Source organism: Nostocoides sp. HKS02 (genome assembly GCF_009707485.1).
In the GTDB taxonomy this organism is placed as follows: Bacteria; Actinomycetota; Actinomycetes; order Actinomycetales; family Dermatophilaceae; genus Pedococcus.
Genome location: NZ_CP046121.1, coordinates 1,631,143 through 1,651,351, shown reverse-complemented (window position 1 = coordinate 1,651,351; position 20,209 = coordinate 1,631,143). Strand labels below are relative to the sequence as shown.

Genomic DNA, 20,209 nt, shown 5'->3' with positions numbered 1-20,209 from the left:
CATGGCACTGCAGACCTCCGGCGACCTGACCCTCGTCGGCATCAGCAAGGAGTTCGAGACCTTCACCGCGGTTCACCCGCTCGACCTCAAGGTGCCTGCCGGGTCGTTCTTCGCCCTGCTCGGACCCAGCGGCTGCGGCAAGACCACGACGCTGCGCATGGTCGCAGGTCTCGAGGAGCCGACGACAGGAAAGATCCTCATCGGTGACCAGGACATCACCGACACCAAGGCGTTTCGTCGCAACGTCAACACGGTGTTCCAGTCCTACGCCCTCTTCCCGCACATGACGGTCATCGAGAACGTCGCGTTCGGGCTCAAGCGCAGAGGTGACAAGGCGGCCGTCGCCAAGGCGAACGAGGCGCTCGAGCTCGTGCAGCTGGAGGCCGTCTCGAAGAAGAAGCCGGCCCAGCTCTCGGGTGGCATGCAGCAGCGGGTCGCATTGGCGCGAGCCCTCGTCAACCGCCCCGACGTGCTGCTGCTCGACGAGCCGCTCGGGGCGCTCGACCTCAAGCTGCGCCGCCAGATGCAGATCGAGCTCAAGCGGATCCAGTCCGAGGTCGGCCTGACGTTCATCCACGTCACCCACGACCAGGAGGAGGCCATGACGATGGCTGACTCGATCGCGGTGATGAACGCCGGTCGGATCGAGCAGCAGGGCGACCCGGCGACGCTCTACGAGCACCCCGAGTCGGCATTCGTGGCCAACTTCCTCGGCCAGTCCAACCTCCTGCGCGCCTCCATCGAGGGACCGGGGGCCGACGGCACGGTGCTCGTCACCTCGCATGGTCAGCGGCTCGAGGCCGACGCCTCGCACGTGCCGGACGGTGCCCGCGAGCTCTGGCTCGGCGTGCGACCCGAGAAGCTCCGGCTCGGCGAGGACGGCGGTCCCAACCGGCTGCGTGGCGTGGTCACCGATGCATCCTTCACCGGGGTCGCGACCCAGTACCTCGTGCGGCTGCCGTGGGACCAGGAGCTCACCGTCGTCCAGCAGAACGACGGCTCGGCTCGTGCGAGCGTGGGCGAGAACGTGACCGTCTCGTGGGCCAGCCGGCACGGGTTCGTCCTCGACGCCGCCGAGTCCGCCGACGCGGGACTGGGGCACGAGGATGGCTGAGATCGCAGCGGCCGTGCCGGGCACGGGCCATCCTCTTCCACCACCACACGAGCGGCGCCGCAACTGGGTTCCCTACGCCCTGCTGCTCCCCGGGCTGCTCTGGCTGTTCGTCTTCTTCGTCGTACCGATGATCACGTTGGGATCGCAGTCCCTCCAGGAAGGCGACGTCGACAACGGCTACACCTTCACTGGCAACGTCTCCATCTACGGCCAGGCCCTCGACGCCTACTGGCCGCAGCTGATCCGCTCGGTCGGGTATGCCGGTACCGCCACGGTGCTGACACTGCTCCTCGGGTACCCGCTCGCCTACTTCATCGCGAGCCGCCAGGGCCGCTGGAAGTACATCCTGCTGGTCCTGGTCATCGCACCGTTCTTCACGAGCTTCCTCATCCGCACGCTCGCCTGGCAGACCATCCTCGCCGACAAGTACCCCGTCGCGGGTTTCGCCCGCTGGTCCCACTTCACCGACTTCCTTCAGTTCGTGGGCCTCACCAACAACGAGTCGCTCCTGTCGAGCAAGTTCGCGGTGATCTGCGGTCTCACCTACAACTTCCTGCCATTCATGGTCCTGCCGCTCTACTCCTCGCTGGACCGGGTCGACGGCAGGCTCCTCGAGGCCGCCCGAGACCTCTACGCCACGCCCTTCGAGACCTTCCGCAGGATCACCTGGCCGCTCTCGCTGCCGGGGGTGGTCGCGGGAACGCTGCTCACCTTCATCCCGGCGGCGGGTGACTACATCAACTCCCGGCTGCTGGGGAACACCCAGACGGTGATGATCGGCCAGGTCATCGACGCCCAGTTCCTGCGGGTCCTCAACTACCCGCTCGCGGCTGCGCTGTCCTTCGTCCTGCTGGTCCTCATCCTCGGGCTCGTGACGGCATACGTCCGGCGCGCCGGCACCGAGGAGCTGGTCTGAGTGGCGGTCATGAGCTGGATCCGCAGGCACCTGCTTGCCTTCGTGGCGATGGCGGTCCTCGCCATCCTCCTGGTGCCCAACGTCGTGGTCGCCCTGTTCTCGTTCAACAAGCCCAATGGGCGCTACAACTACGAGTGGATTCGGCCTTCGGCCGACGCGTGGCTGAACCCCTGCGGAACCCCCGGTATCTGTGACGCCCTGGGGCTGAGCCTGCGGATCGGCATCACCGCTTCGGTGGTGGCGACCGTGCTCGGGACCATGATCGCGTTCGCCCTGGGCCGCCACCGCTTCCGGGGTCGGGCCGCCACGAACATGCTGATCTTCATGCCCATGGCGACCCCAGAGGTCGTCATGGGGTCGAGCCTGCTGACCCTCTTCATCGCCATGGGAATACCGTCCGGAGCGGTCACGATTCTCATCGCGCACATCATGTTCTGTCTGTCGTTCGTGGTGGTCGCGGTGAAGGCCAGGGTCAGCTCGCTGGACCCGCGGCTCGAGGAGGCCGCTGCCGACCTCGGGGCCGGGCCGGTCGCCACGTTCCTGCGGGTGACGCTGCCTCTGGTCGCGCCCGGCATCGCCGCCGGTGCCCTGTTGGCGTTCTCGCTCAGCTTCGACGACTACATCATCACCAACTTCAATGCCAGCCCCAACTCCGTGACGTTCCCGATGTACGTCTGGGGAGCGGCCCAGCGGGGTACCCCGGTCCAGATCAACGTCATCGGAACAATCATGTTCGTGCTGTCGGTGGGCATCGTGCTCACCGCCCAGTTCGTCTCCGGCCGTCGAGCGAAAGCAGCCTGATCGTCCATGCGCATCCTCATGATCGGCGCCGGTGGCGTCGGCGATGCCGCTGCCCGGATTGCCGTGGAGCGTGACTTCTTCGACCAGCTCGTCGTCGCCGACTACGACCTCGCGCGGGCCGAGGCGACCGTGGCCGCTGCCACCGCCCGTCGGGCAGGTGAGTCCCGGCTCGTGGCCGCACAGGTCGATGCCTCCGACGAGGAGGCGGTGGCCGCGCTCGCCCGGGCGCACAGGTCGACCCACGTCTTCAACGCGGTGGACCCACGGTTCGTCATGCCGATCTTCCGCGGTGCGCTGGCGGCGGGGGCCGGCTACCTCGACATGGCGATGAGCCTGTCGCGGCCGCACCCCGACGACCCGTACGCCCAGGTGCACGTCAAGCTCGGCGACGAGCAGCTGGCTATGGCCGCGCAGTGGGAGCAGGCCGGTCAGCTGGCCCTCCTGGGCATGGGTGTTGAACCCGGCCTCTCCGACGTGTTCGCCCGGTATGCCGCCGACCACCTCTTCTCGCACATCGACGAGCTGGGCACCCGCGACGGTGCGAACCTCGCCGTGCGCGACGAGGACGGCAACGAGACGTTCGCGCCGGGGTTCTCGATGTGGACGATCATCGAGGAGTGCCTCAACCCTCCCGTGGTCTGGGAACGAGCACGCGCGGACGCGGCCGGAGGAGACGTCGAAGCCGGCTTCTTCACCCTGCCCGCGTTCAGCGAGCCCGAGGTCTTCGACTTCCCCGAGGGCATCGGGCCGGTCGAGTGCGTCCACGTCGAGCACGAAGAGGTCCTGCTCATGCCTCGCTGGCTCGACGCGGACCGGGTGACGTTCAAGTACGGCCTCGGTGACGAGCTCATCACCATCCTGCGCACCCTGCACACGCTCGGCCTCGACCGCACCGACCCGGTCACCGTCAAGGGCGTACAGGTGTCGCCGCGCGATGTCGTCGCCGCCGTGCTCCCCGACCCCGCGACGATCGGGCCCAGGATGACGGGCAAGACCTGTGCAGGGGTGCTGGTCACCGGCACGGGCAAGGACGGCATGCCCCGGCGCACCTACCTCTACCACGTGTCCGACAACGAGAACACGATGCGCGAGTACGGCGCCCAGTGCGTGGTGTGGCAGACCGCGGTCAACCCCGTGGTCGCGCTCGAGCTCATCGCGACCGGCGTGTGGCAGGGCAGCGGTGTCCGCGGCCCCGAGGCCTTCGACGCGGTGCCGTTCCTCGAGCTGCTCCAGGCACCCAAGCCGGCCGGGTTCGGGTCGCCGTGGGGTGTGGAGGAACGGTGAGCCCGCTCAGCCCTGCGGCTCGCCGTCAGGGTGCGTCATGACCTGGCCACCGCTCGTCGTGCACGGCCTCGTCGAGGGGACGACGCCGCCGCCAGCCAGCGCGCTCGAGGTCCGGCACCTGCTCGAGGTGGCTCACCGGGCCCAGGCACAGCCAGGCCAGGGGGCGGATCCCGCTCGGGATGCCGAGCAGCTCACCGAGGAACTCCTCGCGGTAGAACGACACCCAGCCGACCCCCCATCCCTCCGCGGTGGCGGCGAGCCAGAGGTTCTGGATGGCGAGGCAGGTCGAGTACAGCCCGGCGTCGGCGATGGCGTGGCGTCCGAGCACGGCCGGGCCGCCGCGGGACTGGTCGTGGGTGACGACGACCGACAGCGACGACTCGAGGATCCCGTCGATCTTGATCCGCGAGAAGGTCGTCGCGCGCTCGCCGGTCAGGGTGGCCGCGAACGTGTCGCGTTCGGTGCGCACGTGCTCGTGGAAGCTCTGGCGGGTCTGTGGCGACCGCACGACGACGAAGTCCCACGGCTGGGTCATGCCCACGCTGGGGGCCGCGTGTGCGGCGCCCAGGATGCGCTGGAGGATCTGCGGATCGGCGGGCGCCCCGGTGAACTCACCGCGCACGTCCCGTCTGCGGTGGATCACGTCGTACAGCGAGTCCACCGGCGCGGACGGGTCGAGACTGGGGGTGGCGGTCGTCATCGGGCGAGCGTAGCGAGGCAGGATGTCGTCCCATGACGCGATATGGCCAGCAGTACGGCCCCGACTTCACCTTCCTGGGCGTGGACCGGTGTGACCTCGACGACGAGAGCTCGTATGCCGGTGCCGACGTCGTGATCCTCGGCGCGCCCTTCGACGGGGGCACCTCGCACCGCTCGGGGACACGGTTCGGGCCGCAAGCGATCCGGGGGACCGACTACCTGCCGCACGACGGCTCCCGGCCGTCGCTGGCGCTGCGCACCGACGGCCTCGCGGACCTCAGGGTGCTCGACGCCGGTGACGTCGAGATGTACTCCGGCGACATCGAGGTCGCGTTGCCGGCCCTCGAGGCGGCCGTGGAGAAGGTCGCGCGGGCCGGCGCGATCCCCGTGATCCTGGGTGGAGACCACTCCATCGCCTTCCCCGACGCCAAGGGCGTCGCCAACGTGCTCGGGCACGGCCGGGTCTCGATGATCCACTTCGACGCCCACGCCGACACCGGCGACATCGAGTTCGGGTCCCTGTGGGGTCACGGGCAGCCGATGCGCCGGCTCATCGAGTCCGGCGCCCTCCGCGGAGACCGCTTCCTCCAGGTGGGTCTGCGGGGGTACTGGCCGCCGCCCGAGACCCTCGACTGGATGGCCGGCCAGCAGATGCGCTCGTTCGAGATGACCGAGATCGTCCACCGCGGGCTGGACGAATGCCTCACGGAGGCGTTTGCGATCGCCACCGACGAGTGCGACGGCGTGTTTCTCTCCGTCGACATCGACGTCTGCGATCCCGGTCACGCACCGGGCACCGGCACGCCCGAGCCGGGCGGGCTGACGGCCCGCCAGCTCCTCGACGCCGTCCGGCGCATCTGCCTCGAGCTCCCGGTCGTGGGGGTGGACATCGTGGAGGTCAGCCCGCCCTACGACCATGCCGACATCACGGCCGCCCTGGCGAACCGGGTTGTCCTCGAGGCCCTTTCGGCAATCGCCCGGCGGCGGCAGGATGAGCGTGACGGCACCCGGTGGGATCCCGCACAGCCCCTGCTGTCGGGTCGCGCCGGCGCCATCCCGCAGGGCCACATCCCGCACCACCACACGCACGAGACCCACACCCACGAGCCCTCGAACCCCGAGCCCTCGAACCCCGAGACCCAGAACCCCGAGACCCAGATCCCCAGCGGAGGCAACCCCTGATGGCCAGCACCCAGAAGTCCCTCGTCGAGTCCGTGCCCAAGGGCCTGCTCATCGGCGGCACCTGGCGCGCGTCCTCCGACGGCGCCACCCTCGCCGTCGAGGACCCGTCCAGCGGCACGACGTTGGCGCAGGTCGCCGACGCGACCGTGGCCGACGGCACCGCGGCCCTCGACGCGGCCGTGGCCGCGCAGGCCGGCTGGGCGGCCACCCCGCCGCGCGACCGGGGCGAGATCCTGCGCGCCGCCTTCGAGCGGATCAGTGAGCGGGCCGAGGACTTCGCCACGCTGATGACCCTCGAGATGGGCAAGACGCTCGCCGAGTCCCGGGGCGAGGTCACCTACGGCGCAGAGTTCTTCCGGTGGTTCTCCGAGGAGGCGGTTCGGATCCACGGACGCTGGTCGACCGCGCCCAACGGCGCGACCCGGCTGCTGACCATGAAGAAGCCGGTCGGCCCGACGCTGATGATCACGCCGTGGAACTTCCCGCTGGCGATGGGGACGCGCAAGATCGGCCCCGCGATCGCCGCGGGCTGCACCATGGTCGTCAAGCCCGCGAGCCAGACCCCGCTGACGATGCTGGCCCTGGCCGAGCTGCTCCAGGAGTGCGGGCTGCCCGCGGGCGTCCTCAACGTCATCACGACGTCCCGGACCGGCGACGTCATGGAGCCCATCATCAAGGACCCGCGGCTTCGCAAGCTCACCTTCACCGGCTCGACGGGGGTGGGGCGACGCCTGGTCGAGCAGTCGGCCGAGCAGTTGCTACGGGTCTCCATGGAGCTCGGCGGCAACGCACCTTTCATCGTCTTCGACGACGCCGACCTCGACCGCGCCGTCGACGGAGCGATGCTCGCCAAGATGCGCAACATCGGCGAGGCGTGCACCGCGGCCAACCGGTTCTTCGTCCAGGAGGGTGTGGCCGACGAGTTCGGCGCGCGGTTCGCCAAGCGGATGGCGGCGCTGACCATGGGCAAGGGCACCAAGAAGGGGGTCGACGTCGGCCCGTTGATCGACGCCAAGGCCCGCGACGGGGTGGCCGCGCTCGTCGAGGACGCCCGTGAGCAGGGTGGCACCGTCCTCACCGGCGGCTCCGCGGTCAAGGGGCGCGGCTACTTCTTCGAGCCCACGGTGATCACCGACGTCCCCGCGTCGGCACGGGTCATGAGCGAGGAGATCTTCGGCCCGGTGGCCCCGATCTCCACGTTCCGCACCGAGGCCGAGGCCATCGAGCGCGCCAACAACACGGAGTACGGCCTCGCTTCCTACGTCTTCACCGCCGACCTGGCTCGCGTGATCCGGGTGAGCGAGGCGCTGGAGTACGGGATGATCGGGATCAACCAGGGGATCATCTCCAACCCGGCCGCGCCGTTCGGCGGAGTCAAGGCGTCGGGTTTCGGACGTGAAGGCGGCTTCGAGGGCATCGAGGAGTACCTCGAGACGACATATGTCGGAATCGCCCCGTAGCGGCCTGTCGTGAACCGGACAGCGCGTGGTCCAAACGGCTGACCTTGCGCCATTCCCCGATCTGGGGCGCCGGCATTCGGGTTGAATCGGTGCCATGACCAGCACTGCCGAAGAGGCGCCCGCTGCGCTCAGTCTCACCGGGGCCGTGGGGGATCGTGGCGGGCCGCGCCTGCGCTCGCTGACCGACCTGATCGTCGAGACCGACGAGAAGCTGCGTCATGGCCAGTCGGCCGCGGCGCGGGTGTGGCCCACGGGGTTCGAGGCGCTCGACGTCGCCCTGACCGGAGGGTTCCGGTCGGGTGAGCTGGTGTTGCTCGGGGGGCCCCAGGGCCTGGGCAAGACCGCGATGGCGCTGCAGATGCTGAGGAACACGATCGCGGCCAACCGGTCGGCGATCCTGTTCTCCTACGAGCACGACGCCCACAGCATCCTCGAGCGGCTGCTTGCCATCGAGGCCGGCGCCATCGCCGGCACCGACGCGATCGGGCTGACCAAGATCCGGGCAGGGTTCGAGGCGCGCCACAGCCGCGCCAACTCGATGGAGGAGCGCTTCGCCAGCTCGCGGGGCGGAGCCGAGGCGGTGCGCGCGCTCGAGAGCTATGGCGACCGTCTGCACGTGCACACGTCGAGTGGCCTGCACACCACGCTCGAGGAGATCCGCGCCGCGGTCGTCGAGGTGACCGAGCGGGACGGCCGGCCGCCGCTGGTGCTCGTCGACTACCTCCAGAAGGTTCCCGTGCCGGAGGCGCCTCCGGTCGAGGAGGAGCGCGTGGCGATTGCCGTGGCTCGGCTCAAGGACATGGCGCTGGAGCTCGGTGTGCCGGTCCTGGCCATCGTCGCGGCTGACAAGGGCAGCCTCGGCGCCGGGCGGCGCATGCGGGTGCACGACCTGCGCGGCTCGTCGGCGCTGGCCTACGAAGCCGATGTCGTGCTCATCCTCAACGACAAGTACGACATCGTGGCCAAGCACCACCTCGTCTACCACCTGGGCAATGCCGAGCGGTTCCGCCACTGGGTGGTCATGTCCATCGAGAAGAACCGCAACGGTGCCGACCACCTCGAGCTGGAGTTCCAGAAGCGGTTCGAGCAGGGTCGGTTCGAGCCGGAGGGGCGCGTCGTCGAGGAGCAGCTCATCGAGGAGCGCGTCTACCAGAACTGACCCCGGCCCCCTCGTGGGCCGGTCCACGCGTGGGAGACTGAGGCAGTGACCTCCCCGCGCACCGTCGCCGTTCTCGGCTCGACTGGCTCCATCGGCACCCAGGCCCTGGACGTCATCGCGCGCAACCCCGACCGGTTCCGGGTCACGGCGCTCGCCGCCGGCGCCAACCTCGACCTGCTCGCCGAGCAGGCAGTCGCCTTCGAGGTCGACCTCGTCGCCGCCGCCGTGGGCACCCACGAGGCCGTCGCCGAGGCGATCGGTGCGTATGCCGCCCGCGCCGGCCGCGCGGCATACCGCCCGCAGGTGGTCGTGGGGCCGGGGGCCGCCGTCACCGCGGCCGGGTCGGGGGCCGACGTCGTCCTCAACGGCATCACCGGCTCGATCGGCCTGCGCCCGACGCTGGCCGCGCTCGTGCAGGGGTCGACCCTGGCGCTGGCCAACAAGGAGTCGCTCATCGTCGGCGGCCCGCTGGTCAAGGCCGCGGCCCGGCCCGGTCAGATCGTCCCGGTGGACTCCGAGCACTCCGCCATCGCGCAGAGCCTGCGTGGGGGCCGGGCCGACGAGGTGCGTCGGCTGGTGCTCACCGCGAGCGGGGGCCCGTTCCGTGGCCGCGGCCGTGACTCCCTGCAGGCGGTGACGCCCGCCGAGGCGCTGGCACACCCGAACTTCTCGATGGGGCGCGTCATCACCACGAACTCCGCGACGCTCGTGAACAAGGGGCTCGAGGTGATCGAGGCGCACCTGCTGTTCGACGTGCCTTACGACCGGATCGACGTCGTCGTGCACCCCCAGCAGCTGATCCACTCCATGGTCGAGTTCGTCGACGGCTCGACGATCGCCCAGGCCGGGCCGCCCCGGATGCTCGTGCCGATCGCCCTCGGCCTGTCGTGGCCCGACCGCCTCGCCGACATCGACGTACCGGTCGACTGGACCCGCGCGCAGACCTGGGACTTCGAGCCGCTGGACGACGACGCGTTCCCCGCCGTGCGTCTCGCGCGCCAGGTCGGCGTCGCCGGGGGTACGTTCCCGGCCGTCTACAACGCCGCCAACGAGGTCGCCGTCGATGCGTTCCATGACGGCCACCTCGCGTTCCTCGGCATCGTCGACACCATCGAGGGGGTGGTCTCCGAGCACGCCGCGGGCGGCCATGGCGACACCGCCGGGAGCGAAACCGGCGGGTTGTCCGTTGACGACGTGATGCGGGCCGACGCCTGGGCCCGCGCCAGAGCCCGAAAGGTCCTCGGATTGCCCGCCACAGACGCTGACCCGACGCTCGATGGGGGAGCCGCATGACGGTCCTGCTCTACATCCTCGGGGTGCTGGCGGTCGCGGTCGGCATCGGGCTGTCGATCGGCTTGCACGAGATCGGTCACCTGCTGCCCGCCAAGAGGTTCGGCGTCAAGGTGACGCAGTACATGGTCGGGTTCGGACCGACGCTGTGGTCCCGACGACGCGGCGAGACCGAGTACGGCATCAAGGCGATCCCGCTCGGTGGCTACATCCGGATGATCGGCATGTTCCCGCCCCGCCCCGGCGACAAGGCGGGCACGCTGCGCGTCTCCAGCACCGGGCGCTTCTCCCAGCTCGCCGACGAGGCCCGTCAGCTGAGCCTCGAGGAGATCGAGCCGGGCGACCACGACCGCGTGTTCTACAAGCTGTCGGTGCCGAAGAAGGTCGTCGTCATGATGGGCGGCCCGCTGATGAACCTGCTCATCGCGGTCGTCCTCCTGACCGGGCTGGTGACACTGTCGGGCCTCCCGACGCCCCAGCCCGGGGCCGTGGTGGCGACGGTCAACGAGTGCGTCGTGCCCGCGAGCCAGGCCACCACCAAGACCGCCTGCGCTCCCTCCGACCCCAAGAGCCCGGCATACGCTGCGGGGCTGCGCCCGGGTGACCGGCTCGTCTCGGTCAACGGACAGGCCATCAAGGGCACGGCCGACATCGGCGCGATCATCCGACCCCGCGTCGGCCAGCGCACCGTGATCGTCGTCGAGCGCGACGGGGCGCGCCTGACACTCGAGGCCACCCCCATCCGCAACCAGCTCCAACAGGTGGGTCGCGACGGCAAGCCGCTCGTCGACGCCCAGGGCAAGCCCGTGGTCATCGAGGCGGGGTTCCTCGGGATCAGCTCGATGACGCCGATCGTGCTCCAGCGCCAGCCCCTGTCGGTGGTGCCGTCCGTGGTGGGCTACCAGCTGACCCAGACCGCCGGGGTCATCTTCCACATCCCGCAGAAGATGGCGGGGGTGGCCCAGGCGGCGTTCGGCTCGGGGCCGCGTGACCCACAGAGTCCGATCTCCGTGGTCGGTGTCGGCCGGATCGCGGGGGAGGCGAGCTCCGGAAAGCTCGCGGGGATCGTGGGGCAGAACGGCATGCCGCTGTGGGCGTTCCTGCTGCAGCTGCTCGCGTCGCTCAACGTCGCCCTGTTCGTCTTCAACCTCGTGCCGCTGCTGCCACTCGACGGTGGGCACGTCGCCGGGGCACTGTGGGAGGCCGTCAAGCGCGCCGCCGCCCGGGTCTTGCACCGCCCCGATCCGGGCTACGTCGACGTCGCCAAGGCACTGCCGGTGGCGTATGCCGTCTCCTCCGTCCTCATCGTGATGTCCGTCCTGCTCATCTACGCCGACATCGTCAAGCCGATCAACCTGGGCTGACGCTGCCCGTGTCACCCCCCGCACCACCGCCCGCATCACCTTGCCCGCACCTCTGGGAGATACTTCGACCATGACCGTTTCGCTTGGTATGCCGTCCGCGCCTGCTCCCGTCCTCGCGCCCAGGCGCAAGACGCGCAAGATCAAGGTGGGCAAGGTCGAGGTCGGTGGTGACGCCCCGATCTCGGTCCAGTCGATGTGCACGACGCCGACGACGGACATCAACGCGACGCTCCAGCAGATCGCCGAGCTCACCGCGTCGGGCTGCGACATCGTGCGGGTGGCCTGCCCCAGCCAGGACGACGCCGACGCGTTGCCGGCCATCGCCCGCAAGTCGCAGATCCCGGTGATCGCGGACATCCACTTCCAGCCGAAGTACGTCTTCGCCGCGATCGACGCGGGGTGCGCGGCCGTGCGGGTGAACCCGGGCAACATCCGCAAGTTCGACGACCAGGTCAAACAGATCGCCAACGCTGCGAAGGACGCGGGAGTCTCGATCCGCATCGGCGTCAACGCGGGCTCGCTCGACCCGCGGCTGCTGCAGAAGTACGGCAAGGCCACCGCTGAGGCGCTGGTCGAGTCGGCCGTGTGGGAGGCGTCGCTGTTCGAGGAGCACGACTTCCACGACTTCAAGATCTCGGTGAAGCACAACGACCCCGTGGTCATGGTCCAGGCCTACGAGATGCTGTCCGAGCGGGGGGACTGGCCGCTCCACCTCGGGGTCACCGAGGCCGGCCCGGCGTTCCAGGGCACCATCAAGTCGGCGACGGCGTTCGGGGCGTTGCTGTCCAAGGGGATCGGCGACACCATCCGGGTCTCGTTGTCCGCACCTCCGGTCGAGGAGGTCAAGGTCGGCAACCAGATCCTGCAGTCGCTCAACCTGAAGCCGCGCAAGCTCGAGATCGTGTCCTGCCCCTCGTGCGGTCGCGCCCAGGTCGATGTCTACAAGCTGGCCGACGAGGTCACCGCCGGGCTCGAGGGCATGACCGTGCCGCTGCGCGTGGCCGTCATGGGGTGTGTCGTCAACGGACCGGGCGAGGCTCGTGAGGCCGACCTCGGGGTCGCGTCCGGTAACGGCAAGGGCCAGATCTTCGTCAGGGGCGAGGTCATCAAGACAGTCCCCGAGAGCCAGATCGTCGAGACCCTCATCGAGGAGGCCATGCGCATCGCCGAGGAGATGGGCGAGCCCGTCGACGAGGCGAGCGCCGGCGCCCCGAGCGTCACCGTCAGCTGACCGGGGCAATGGCGCACCCACGAACGGCCAGCGGGACTGTTCCGCGACCGCGGGGTGCCGTGCAACGAGGTCTACACGACGTCGGTCACAGCGGCGTCGCGATGATCGAGTAGCTGCTGACCCGGAATGTGGTGTTGTCGGCGGAGGTGATCTCCCACCCCGTGTTGAGCTGGCTCATGACCGGTGCCCCGGTGATGAACCGGTTGGCTGTCAGCCAGTCGATCCCGGCCTTGATGTTGATGGTTCCCGAGGTCTGCTGCGCACAGGTGCCGGTGCCACCGGTTCCGTCCAGCACAAAGATGATCTCGGCGCCGAACCCTCCATAGCGGTGCACAGTCCAGTTCTGGCCGTCGATCACCGCGTGGCCCAGAACCGTGCCGCCGAACGCTCCCTCGTTGCAGCGGCCGTGGACGTCGACCCAGAACATGATGTCCGAGCCGTAGTTGTCCAGCCACACATCGGGGGAGTACTGGTAGAGGCTCAGGGCGTCCTGGGGCGAGCTCTCGGCGTAGACGACCTTCAGGGCGGACAAGGAGTTCACCGGGGTGTCGGCCGAGCAGCCTCCCCAGCCGTTCCCGCACCAGTTGTTGAAGAGCTGTTGCGCGTCGGGGAAGGTCTGGACCCCCGTGTATCCGTAAGGCACGTCGTTGGCGACGACCTGCCAGTCGCCCGGGCTGTTGGCTTGGACGACCTGGCTGGTTCCGGTCTGCGCTCCGACCGCCTGGTTGGAGACGTAGGTGTTGTAGCCGTTGGAGTTGGGGATGCCGGCGTACCGGTAGGCCCCGCAGCCCCCACCGAGGGGAGCGGTGCAGGCCCACGTAGCTGGGCCCGTGGTCGTGCTGCTGCTGGTCGTGCTGCTGCTGGTCGTGCTGCTGCTGGTCGTGCTGGTGGTGGTCGTGCTGGTGGTGCTCGTCGGCGAAGGACAGGGCTTGCTGCCCTTGCCATGGCACGTGGGCTTGGACATGGGCTTCGTTGCAGGGTGGTGGGACCACCCAGTACCACTTGCCTGAGCGACCGTCAGGCCAGCCAGGGCAAAGCAGGCAGCAAGGGTTGCGGCGAGAAGACGTGGGGCAATGCGAATGGGCATGGTTCTCCTTCGGTGGCATCGAAAAGGCCCTGCACCCAGGCGAACCACACCAGACTGCCCCTTCTGGGCGGAAATGGTAAAGATCTTCGCGAGTCGCCCGGCCAGCTGTGCGCTTCTGGTCACGCGCGGGCATGGGGACGGGGATTGGGGAAGGGCAGGTGCTTCTCCTCGCATTGGTGCGCAGACGCCCGTCCCACGACTTAGGCTGGCGGCGTGCTGCGCACCCGCAACCCGGTCCACGCGCTGTCGCCCTCGGACCGAGACGACGCGTTGCAGGTGTGTGCCCGCGACCTGCCGGCCAACGTCTTCGTGGCGGCGCGGCTGCTCGAGGGCGTCCTGATGACCCAACCCGGCACCGTGCTCGGCCACCGGGTCGACGGCGTCCTGCAGTCGCTGTGCTGGTCGAGCGCCAACCTGGTCCCGGTCGAGGCCGACACCGCGTCCCTCGGGTACTTCGCCGACCGGGTGCGCCGATGGCGCCGGCACTGTGCCTCGATCCTCGGCCCGGCCGACCAGGTCAGCGAGCTGTGGCGTCACCTGAGCCCGGTGTGGGGCCCGGCGCGCGCGGTGCGGGCCAGCCAGCCGCTCATGAGCACGATGACCGCGCCTTCCGAGCTCGGAGTCGAGCTGGACCAGCGGGTCCGCCCGGCCACCCTGGCCGAGGTCGACCTCGTGATGCCCGCCGCGGCCCAGATGTTCGAGGGCGAGATCGGCTACCCGCCCTACACCGGTTCCGGCGCGGCATACCGGAGCGCGTTGCAGGCGCTGATCGACCGCGGGCACACCTTCGTCGTCATCGAGGACGGCGCCGTGGTGTTCAAGGCCGACGTGGGGTCGGTCGCGCTGGGGTGCGCGCAGCTGCAGGGGGTGTGGCTCCACCCGGCGCTGCGCGGCCAGGGCTTGGCGGTCCCCATGATGGCGTCGGTCGTGGAGCAGGTGATGGCCACCCGCGCCCGCTGGGTCACCTTGTACGTCAACGACTTCAACACCAGCGCGCGGGCGACCTACCGGCACGTGGGGTTCGAGGACGTCGGTACGTTCTCAACCGTGCTGCTCTGATGCGCGAGCTGGAGCACCGGCCGGACACGGCGGCTGCAGGCAACGCGCTGCTGTGGTTGACGGGCTCGCTGTTGGCGTTCGGGGCGTTCCTCGTCGCCGTGCCCGGCCGCCAGACCGCGGGACGCACCTGGCTGTGGGTGGGGATCGTCCTCGTGGTGCTGGGTGGCGTGGCCTTCGCGGCGGCGCTCCGGGCGCGTCTGCGGTACCTGCGCCGGGGTGGCGACCCTCGCTGACAGGATGGCGTGATGACCCGCATCGTCGCCCCGCTCACCAAGGACCTCGCCGGCCTCGCTGGGCTGTTCCTCACCTCCGGCGTCACGCACCTGGTGAAGCCCGAGGTGTTCGAGCCGCTCGTCCCAAGGGCCATGCCCCGGCGCCGCGAGCTCATCTACGCCTCCGGGGTCGCCGAGCTGGCGTGTGCCGCCGGGCTGCTGCACCCCGCCACCCGCCGGTATGCCGGGTGGGCCAGCGCCGCCCTCCTCGTCGCGATCCTGCCGGGCAACGTCCAGATGAGCGCCACCTTCGGCAAGCGGGCCCAGCGCAGGGGGACCCTCGGGGCCCGGGCCGCGTTCGCAGGCACCGTGGCCCGGCTGCCGCTGCAGCTGCCCCTGATCCGCACGGCGCTCAAGGCCACGGGCCGCTGACCTGACGCAGGCCGTTATCCTTCGGAGGTTGCCCCGCACACCGAGGAGAACCCGTGGCCCTGCGCATGTCGACCCTGTTCCTGCGAACCCTTCGCGAGGACCCGGCCGATGCCGAACTGCCCAGCCACCGGCTGCTGGTGCGGGCCGGGTACATCCGGCGCGTGAGCCCCGGCATCTACACCTGGCTGCCCCTGGGCCTGAGGGTCCTGCGTCGTGTCGAGTCCATCGTCCGGGAGGAGATGGATGCGATCGGCGCCCAGGAGCTCCTCTTTCCCGCGCTGCTGCCCAAGGAGCCCTTCGAGGCCACGGGTCGGTGGGAGGAGTACGGCGACAACATCTTCCGGCTCAAGGACCGCAAGGGAGCCGACTACCTGCTCGGGCCGACCCACGAGGAGATGTTCACCCTCACGGTCAAGGACCTCTTCTCGTCCTACAAGGACCTGCCGCTGTCGATCTACCAGATCCAGACCAAGTACCGCGACGAGGCCCGGCCGCGGGCGGGGCTGCTGCGCGGACGCGAGTTCGTCATGAAGGACTCCTACTCCTTCGACCTCGACGAGGCCGGGCTCGACAAGGCCTACCAGCTCCACCGCGACGCCTACATCCGGATCTTCGACCGGCTGGGGTTCCACTACGTCATCGTCCAAGCGATGGCCGGCGCCATGGGCGGCTCGAAGTCCGAGGAGTTCCTCGCCACGGCCGAGAACGGCGAGGACACCTACGTGCACTGCCCGAACTGCGGCTTCGCCGCGAACGTCGAGGCGGTCCGGGTGCCCGTCCCCGACCCCGTGCCGTATGCCGATGCGCCGGCAGCGCACGCCGAGCAGACTCCCGGCACCCCCACCATCGACACCTTGGTCGACCACCTCAACGAGCGGTTCGCTCGCGAGGACCGGCCGTGGACGGCGGCCGACACCTTGAAGAACGTGCTCGTCATGCTCGTGCACCCCGATGGCACCCGCGAGCCACTGGCGATCGGCGTGCCCGGCGACCGCGAGATCGACGAGAAGCGCCTCGGCGCCCAGGTCGAGCCCGCAGCGGTCGAGGTGTTCGGCGAGCTGGACTTCGCGGCGAACCCCGCGCTGGTCAAGGGGTACATCGGGCCCGCCGCGCTCGGCGCCGAGTCGAGCTCGGGCGTCCGCTACCTGCTCGACCCCAGGGTGGTCGAGGGCACCCGCTGGGTGACCGGCGCCAACGCGCCGGGCCAGCACGTCATCGACCTCGTGGCCGGTCGCGACTTCACGGCCGACGGCACGATCGAGGCCGCCGAGGTGCGCGCGGGCGACGCCTGCCCCAGCTGCGGCCACGAGCTCGAGGCGGCCCGCGGCATCGAGATGGGACACATCTTCCAGCTCGGCCGCAAGTACGCCGAGGCGCTCGACCTCAAGGTCCTCGACCAGAACGGCAAGCTCCAGACGGTGATCATGGGGTCCTACGGCGTGGGCGTGTCACGCGCGGTGGCCTGCGTCGCCGAGGGCAACCACGACGAGCTCGGTCTCGTCTGGCCCCGCGAGATCAGCCCTGCCGACGTGCACCTCGTGGCGACCGGCAAGGACGAGGAGGTCTTCCTCGCCTCGGAAGAGATCACCAGAGGGCTTGAGGCTCAAGGGATCTCGGTGCTCTTCGACGACCGCAAGGGCGTCAGCCCCGGCGTGAAGTTCAAGGACTCCGAGCTGATCGGCGTCCCCACGATCGTCGTGGTGGGACGCGGCCTGGCCACTGGAGTCGTCGAGGTGAAGGACCGCGCCACGGGCGAGCGTCGAGAGGTTGCGGTCGGCGACGTGGTGGCCGAGGTGGCGCGGATCGTGCGCGGCGGCGCGGCCTGATGGCTGCCCGCGCCCCGCTGCGCGCCGTCATCTTCGACTGGGGCGGCACCTTGACGCCATGGCACGAGGTGGACCTGCCCCAGCAGTGGCGGGTGTTCGCGCGTGAGGTGCACGGCCTCCCGGTCGAGGACACGCACATGCCCCCGGAGGAGCTCGCCGAGGCGGACTCCCTGGCGCGACGCATCCACGAGGCCGAGGAGCGCGCGTGGTCCCGCGGGCGCGAGACCCACGAGAGCGCCTCGATCGGCGCGATCCTGGAGCAGGCCGGCGTCGACGCGGACCACGACCGGCACCTGCTGGCGCTCGCGGCATACCAGCGCTTCTGGGAGCCGCACACCCACACCGACCCGCAGGTGCGACCGTTGTGGGAGGGGCTGCGCGACCGCGGCCTGCGCGTCGGCGTGCTGTCGAACACCATCTGGACCCGCGCCTACCACCGCGAGGTGTTCCAGCGGGACGGCGTCCTCGACCTCATCGACGGCGACGTCTACTCCTCCGAGATCCACTGCGTGAAGCCCCACCCGGACGCGTTCCGGGCCGCCTGCTCGGCAGTGGGTGTCGAGCCGCATGAGGCGGCCTACGTCGGCGACCGGCTGTTCGAGGACGTCCACGGCCCGCAGCAGGTGGGCATGCGCGCGATCTGGATCCCGCACTCCGACATCCCGCGCAGCCAGCAGGTGGCCGTCGACGCCACCCCCGACGCCGAGGCCCACCAGCTGCTCGACATCCTCGGCATCGTCGACAGCTGGTTGGCCGAGGGTCAGTCGACCGGCTAGTGGGCCCGGTCGCACTCAGCACGCTGGCACTGATGGCCCTGGCCGGGTTCGGCGCGGGCTGGGTCGATGCCGTCGTCGGGGGAGGGGGACTGGTGCAGCTGCCCGCTCTGCTGCTCGGGTTCCCCGCCGCGAGCCCGGCCCAGCTGCTCGCGACGAACAAGGTCTCGTCCATCTTCGGGACGACGACCAGCTCGGTCACCTACTGGCGTCGGGTGCGCCCCGACCTGCGCACCGCGCTGCCCATGGCGGCGGTGGCCTACCTCGGGGCCGTCGGCGGGGCCCTGCTGGGGCTGCACATCCCCAAGACCGCGTTCAACCCGATCATCCTGGTGATGCTCGTCGTGGTCGGCGGCTACACCGTGGCTCGGCCTGCGTTGGGGCACGAGACCGCGCTGCGCTTCGACGGGCACCGGCACACGGTCGTCGCGATGGTCACGGGTTTCGTCATCGGCATCTACGACGGGGCGCTCGGGCCGGGTACCGGGTCGTTCCTCGTCTTCGCGCTCGTCGGGCTCATGGGGTACGCCTTCCTCGAGGCCAGTGCCAAGGCCAAGATCGCCAACTTCGCGACCAACCTCGGCGCCCTCACGGTGTTCATCCCCGGCGGGCACGTGATGTGGAAGATCGGCGGGGTGATGGCGGTGGCCAACATCGCCGGCGGCTACGTCGGCGCGCGCACGGCGGTGGCCCGAGGAAACGGGTTCGTCCGCGTGGTCTTCGTCGTCGTCCTCGTGGCCTTCATCATCCGGATCGGTGGCACGGTGCTCGGGTGGTGGCGGTGAGCATGCCGAGCGGCGACCACGTCGACAGCGATGTGCGCTCATGCGCGGGTCATGGCGGACCCACAGCAGACACTCAGGGAACGACTCCACCCTGAGTCTGTGACCACGACCAACGCCGCTGCGACCGTGCGAGCGTCGACCCCCGCCGCCACGGCACACCCGCGCCGCCCCGTGCGGCCCGTGCCCCGCTGGTGGCGCGACGCGTCCGTGACCCTCTTCTGGCTCGTGCTGCTCTGGGTGACGTCGATGTGGGTCAGCGGCGGGGGAGTCCAAGAGCTCGGCAGCCTCGCGGCGGGCCTGACCTCGCTGGGGCGCCTGACCGGGTTGGTCGCCTCGGCCCTGTTGCTCGTGCAGGTGTTCCTCATGGCGCGCGTCCCGTGGTTCGAGCAGGCGTGGGGCCAGGACGCCCTGGCCCGGACCCACCGGCTCGTCGGCTTCACCTCGTTCAACCTGCTCTGGGCCCACATCGTCCTCATCACCCTGGGCTACGCCGCCGGATCGTCTGCCGGGCTCTGGGGGACGATCGTCGACTTCGTCGTCAACTACCCCGGGATGCTGCTCGCCGTCGCGGGCACCGCCGCCCTGTGCATGGTCGTCGTGACCTCGGTGAAGAAGGCCCGGGGCCGGTTGCGCTACGAGTCCTGGCACCTCATCCACCTCTACGGCTACCTCGGTGCCGGGCTCGCACTGCCCCACCAGCTGTGGACCGGCAAGGACTTCCTCGCCTCGACCACCTCGACCGTCTTCTGGTGGACGTCGTATGCCGTGTGTGCGGCCGCGGTGCTCGTGTTCCGGGTCGGCCTGCCGTTGCACCGCTCGCTGCGCGCCTCACTGCGGGTCGTCGCCGTCCGCGAGGAGGGGCCTGGCGTCACGTCGGTCCTCGTCGGCGGCCGGGGCGTCGCCCGGCTGGACGCTGCGCCGGGGCAGTTCTTCCAGTGGCGGTTCCTCGACGGGCCCGGGTGGATGCGGGCCCACCCCTACTCGCTCTCCGCGGCGCCGGACGGCCGACACCTTCGGATCACCGCGGCCCACGTCGGCGACGGCACGGCGCGGCTGGCCCAGCTGCGACCCGGCACCCGCGTCCTCGTCGAGGGACCGTACGGACGACTGCACCCCGGGGTGCGCACGCAGCGCAAGGTGCTGCTCATGGGGTCGGGCATCGGGATCACGCCGCTGCGCGCCCTCCTCGAGGGGCTGGAACAGGCGCCGGGCGACGTCGTCCTGGTCCACCGGGCGCGCCGCGCGGAGGACTTCGTCCTCGGCGCCGAGCTGTCCGAGCTGGCCCGACAGCAGGGCGCGCGGTACGTCACCGTCGAGGGGTCGCGCGTCCCGGATCGGGACTCGTGGCTGCCCGCCTCGGCGGCGCACCTCACCGACGTCGAGGCGCTGACCCAGCTGGTGCCCGACGTGGCGGAGCGCGACGTCTTCCTGTGCGGGTCGCCCGGGTGGATGGACGCCGCCCGCCGGGCCGCGCTCGACGCCGGGGTGCCTGCGGACCACCTCCACCTCGAACTGTTCACGTACTAGGAGCCACG

The 20,209-nt window shown here is 70.2% G+C and carries 19 protein-coding genes; 17 read left to right on the top strand and 2 right to left on the bottom strand.

Going from position 1 to position 20,209, the window contains the following annotated elements; all coding sequences use genetic code 11:
- Nucleotide 1 precedes the first annotated feature (1 nt).
- The 4 genes from GKE56_RS07810 to GKE56_RS07795 are packed head-to-tail and all read left to right on the top strand — an operon-like array spanning nt 2 to nt 4,115.
- Complete coding sequence (locus GKE56_RS07810) at nt 2-1,114, top strand: ABC transporter ATP-binding protein (RefSeq protein ID WP_154684062.1); 1,113 nt, start codon at nt 2-4, stop codon at nt 1,112-1,114.
- The gene (locus tag GKE56_RS07805) at nt 1,107-2,030 is read left to right on the top strand and encodes an ABC transporter permease (RefSeq protein ID WP_154684061.1); all 924 of its coding nucleotides are present in this window, start codon (nt 1,107-1,109) and stop codon (nt 2,028-2,030) included. Before GKE56_RS07810 ends, GKE56_RS07805 begins: the two co-directional genes overlap by 8 nt.
- A 9-nt stretch (nt 2,031-2,039) precedes the next feature.
- Entirely contained in the window at nt 2,040-2,831 is a 792-nt protein-coding gene (locus tag GKE56_RS07800) for an ABC transporter permease (RefSeq protein WP_195908279.1), read from the top strand.
- A gap of 6 nt (nt 2,832-2,837) precedes the next feature.
- On the top strand, nt 2,838-4,115 hold the full coding sequence (locus tag GKE56_RS07795; protein ID WP_154684059.1) for a saccharopine dehydrogenase family protein: 1,278 nt from the start codon (nt 2,838-2,840) through the stop codon (nt 4,113-4,115).
- Nucleotides 4,116-4,140: 25 nt separating this feature from the next.
- Here GKE56_RS07795 and bluB read toward each other — a convergent pair whose 3' ends face one another.
- Nucleotides 4,141-4,815: a 5,6-dimethylbenzimidazole synthase gene (gene bluB / locus GKE56_RS07790; protein WP_154684058.1), complete on the bottom strand. Its 675-nt coding sequence runs from the start codon at nt 4,813-4,815 to the stop codon at nt 4,141-4,143.
- Nucleotides 4,816-4,847: 32 nt separating this feature from the next.
- Here bluB and speB point away from each other — a divergent pair, with 32 nt between their 5' ends.
- The 6 genes from speB to ispG all read left to right on the top strand — a co-directional run bounded on the left by speB (nt 4,848) and on the right by ispG (nt 12,500).
- Complete coding sequence (gene speB, locus GKE56_RS07785; RefSeq protein WP_154684057.1) at nt 4,848-5,996, top strand: agmatinase; 1,149 nt, start codon at nt 4,848-4,850, stop codon at nt 5,994-5,996.
- On the top strand, nt 5,996-7,456 hold the full coding sequence (locus GKE56_RS07780) for an NAD-dependent succinate-semialdehyde dehydrogenase (RefSeq protein ID WP_154684056.1): 1,461 nt from the start codon (nt 5,996-5,998) through the stop codon (nt 7,454-7,456). Before speB ends, GKE56_RS07780 begins: the two co-directional genes overlap by 1 nt.
- Before the next feature lie 94 nt (nt 7,457-7,550).
- Nucleotides 7,551-8,615, top strand: coding sequence for a DnaB-like helicase C-terminal domain-containing protein (locus GKE56_RS07775; protein WP_154684055.1), 1,065 nt, complete (start codon nt 7,551-7,553; stop codon nt 8,613-8,615).
- Nucleotides 8,616-8,660: 45 nt separating this feature from the next.
- On the top strand, nt 8,661-9,908 hold the full coding sequence (gene dxr, locus GKE56_RS07770; RefSeq protein ID WP_154684054.1) for a 1-deoxy-D-xylulose-5-phosphate reductoisomerase: 1,248 nt from the start codon (nt 8,661-8,663) through the stop codon (nt 9,906-9,908).
- Nucleotides 9,905-11,269 carry an RIP metalloprotease gene (locus GKE56_RS07765; protein WP_154684053.1) on the top strand — a complete coding sequence of 455 codons (1,365 nt, stop codon included), beginning with the start codon at nt 9,905-9,907 and terminating at the stop codon, nt 11,267-11,269. The genes dxr and GKE56_RS07765 overlap by 4 nt, the downstream gene beginning before the upstream one ends.
- 70 nt (nt 11,270-11,339) lie before the next feature.
- Entirely contained in the window at nt 11,340-12,500 is a 1,161-nt protein-coding gene (gene ispG, locus GKE56_RS07760) for a flavodoxin-dependent (E)-4-hydroxy-3-methylbut-2-enyl-diphosphate synthase (protein WP_154684052.1), read from the top strand.
- An 85-nt stretch (nt 12,501-12,585) separates the two neighbouring features.
- Here the strand turns inward: ispG and GKE56_RS07755 are convergent, their stop codons facing one another.
- Nucleotides 12,586-13,464, bottom strand: coding sequence for a hypothetical protein (locus GKE56_RS07755; protein WP_154684051.1), 879 nt, complete (start codon nt 13,462-13,464; stop codon nt 12,586-12,588).
- Between the two features lie 336 nt (nt 13,465-13,800).
- Between GKE56_RS07755 and GKE56_RS07750 the strand changes: the two genes are divergently transcribed.
- The 7 genes from GKE56_RS07750 to GKE56_RS07720 all read left to right on the top strand — a co-directional run bounded on the left by GKE56_RS07750 (nt 13,801) and on the right by GKE56_RS07720 (nt 20,201).
- Entirely contained in the window at nt 13,801-14,646 is an 846-nt protein-coding gene (locus tag GKE56_RS07750) for a DUF4081 domain-containing GNAT family N-acetyltransferase (RefSeq protein ID WP_154684050.1), read from the top strand.
- Entirely contained in the window at nt 14,646-14,879 is a 234-nt protein-coding gene (locus GKE56_RS07745) for a hypothetical protein (protein ID WP_154684049.1), read from the top strand. Before GKE56_RS07750 ends, GKE56_RS07745 begins: the two co-directional genes overlap by 1 nt.
- Nucleotides 14,880-14,891: 12 nt before the next feature.
- Nucleotides 14,892-15,290, top strand: a complete 399-nt coding sequence (locus GKE56_RS07740; RefSeq protein ID WP_154684048.1) for a MauE/DoxX family redox-associated membrane protein — start codon at nt 14,892-14,894, stop codon at nt 15,288-15,290.
- Between the two features lie 53 nt (nt 15,291-15,343).
- The gene (locus GKE56_RS07735) at nt 15,344-17,116 is read left to right on the top strand and encodes a proline--tRNA ligase (RefSeq protein WP_154684047.1); all 1,773 of its coding nucleotides are present in this window, start codon (nt 15,344-15,346) and stop codon (nt 17,114-17,116) included.
- Nucleotides 17,116-17,892: an HAD family hydrolase gene (locus tag GKE56_RS07730; RefSeq protein ID WP_154684046.1), complete on the top strand. Its 777-nt coding sequence runs from the start codon at nt 17,116-17,118 to the stop codon at nt 17,890-17,892. The genes GKE56_RS07735 and GKE56_RS07730 overlap by 1 nt, the downstream gene beginning before the upstream one ends.
- 32 nt (nt 17,893-17,924) lie before the next feature.
- Nucleotides 17,925-18,674, top strand: a complete 750-nt coding sequence (locus tag GKE56_RS07725; protein WP_154684045.1) for a TSUP family transporter — start codon at nt 17,925-17,927, stop codon at nt 18,672-18,674.
- 99 nt (nt 18,675-18,773) lie between these two features.
- Nucleotides 18,774-20,201 carry a ferric reductase-like transmembrane domain-containing protein gene (locus tag GKE56_RS07720; protein WP_230209270.1) on the top strand — a complete coding sequence of 476 codons (1,428 nt, stop codon included), beginning with the start codon at nt 18,774-18,776 and terminating at the stop codon, nt 20,199-20,201.
- The last annotated feature ends 8 nt before the right edge of the window (nt 20,202-20,209 follow it).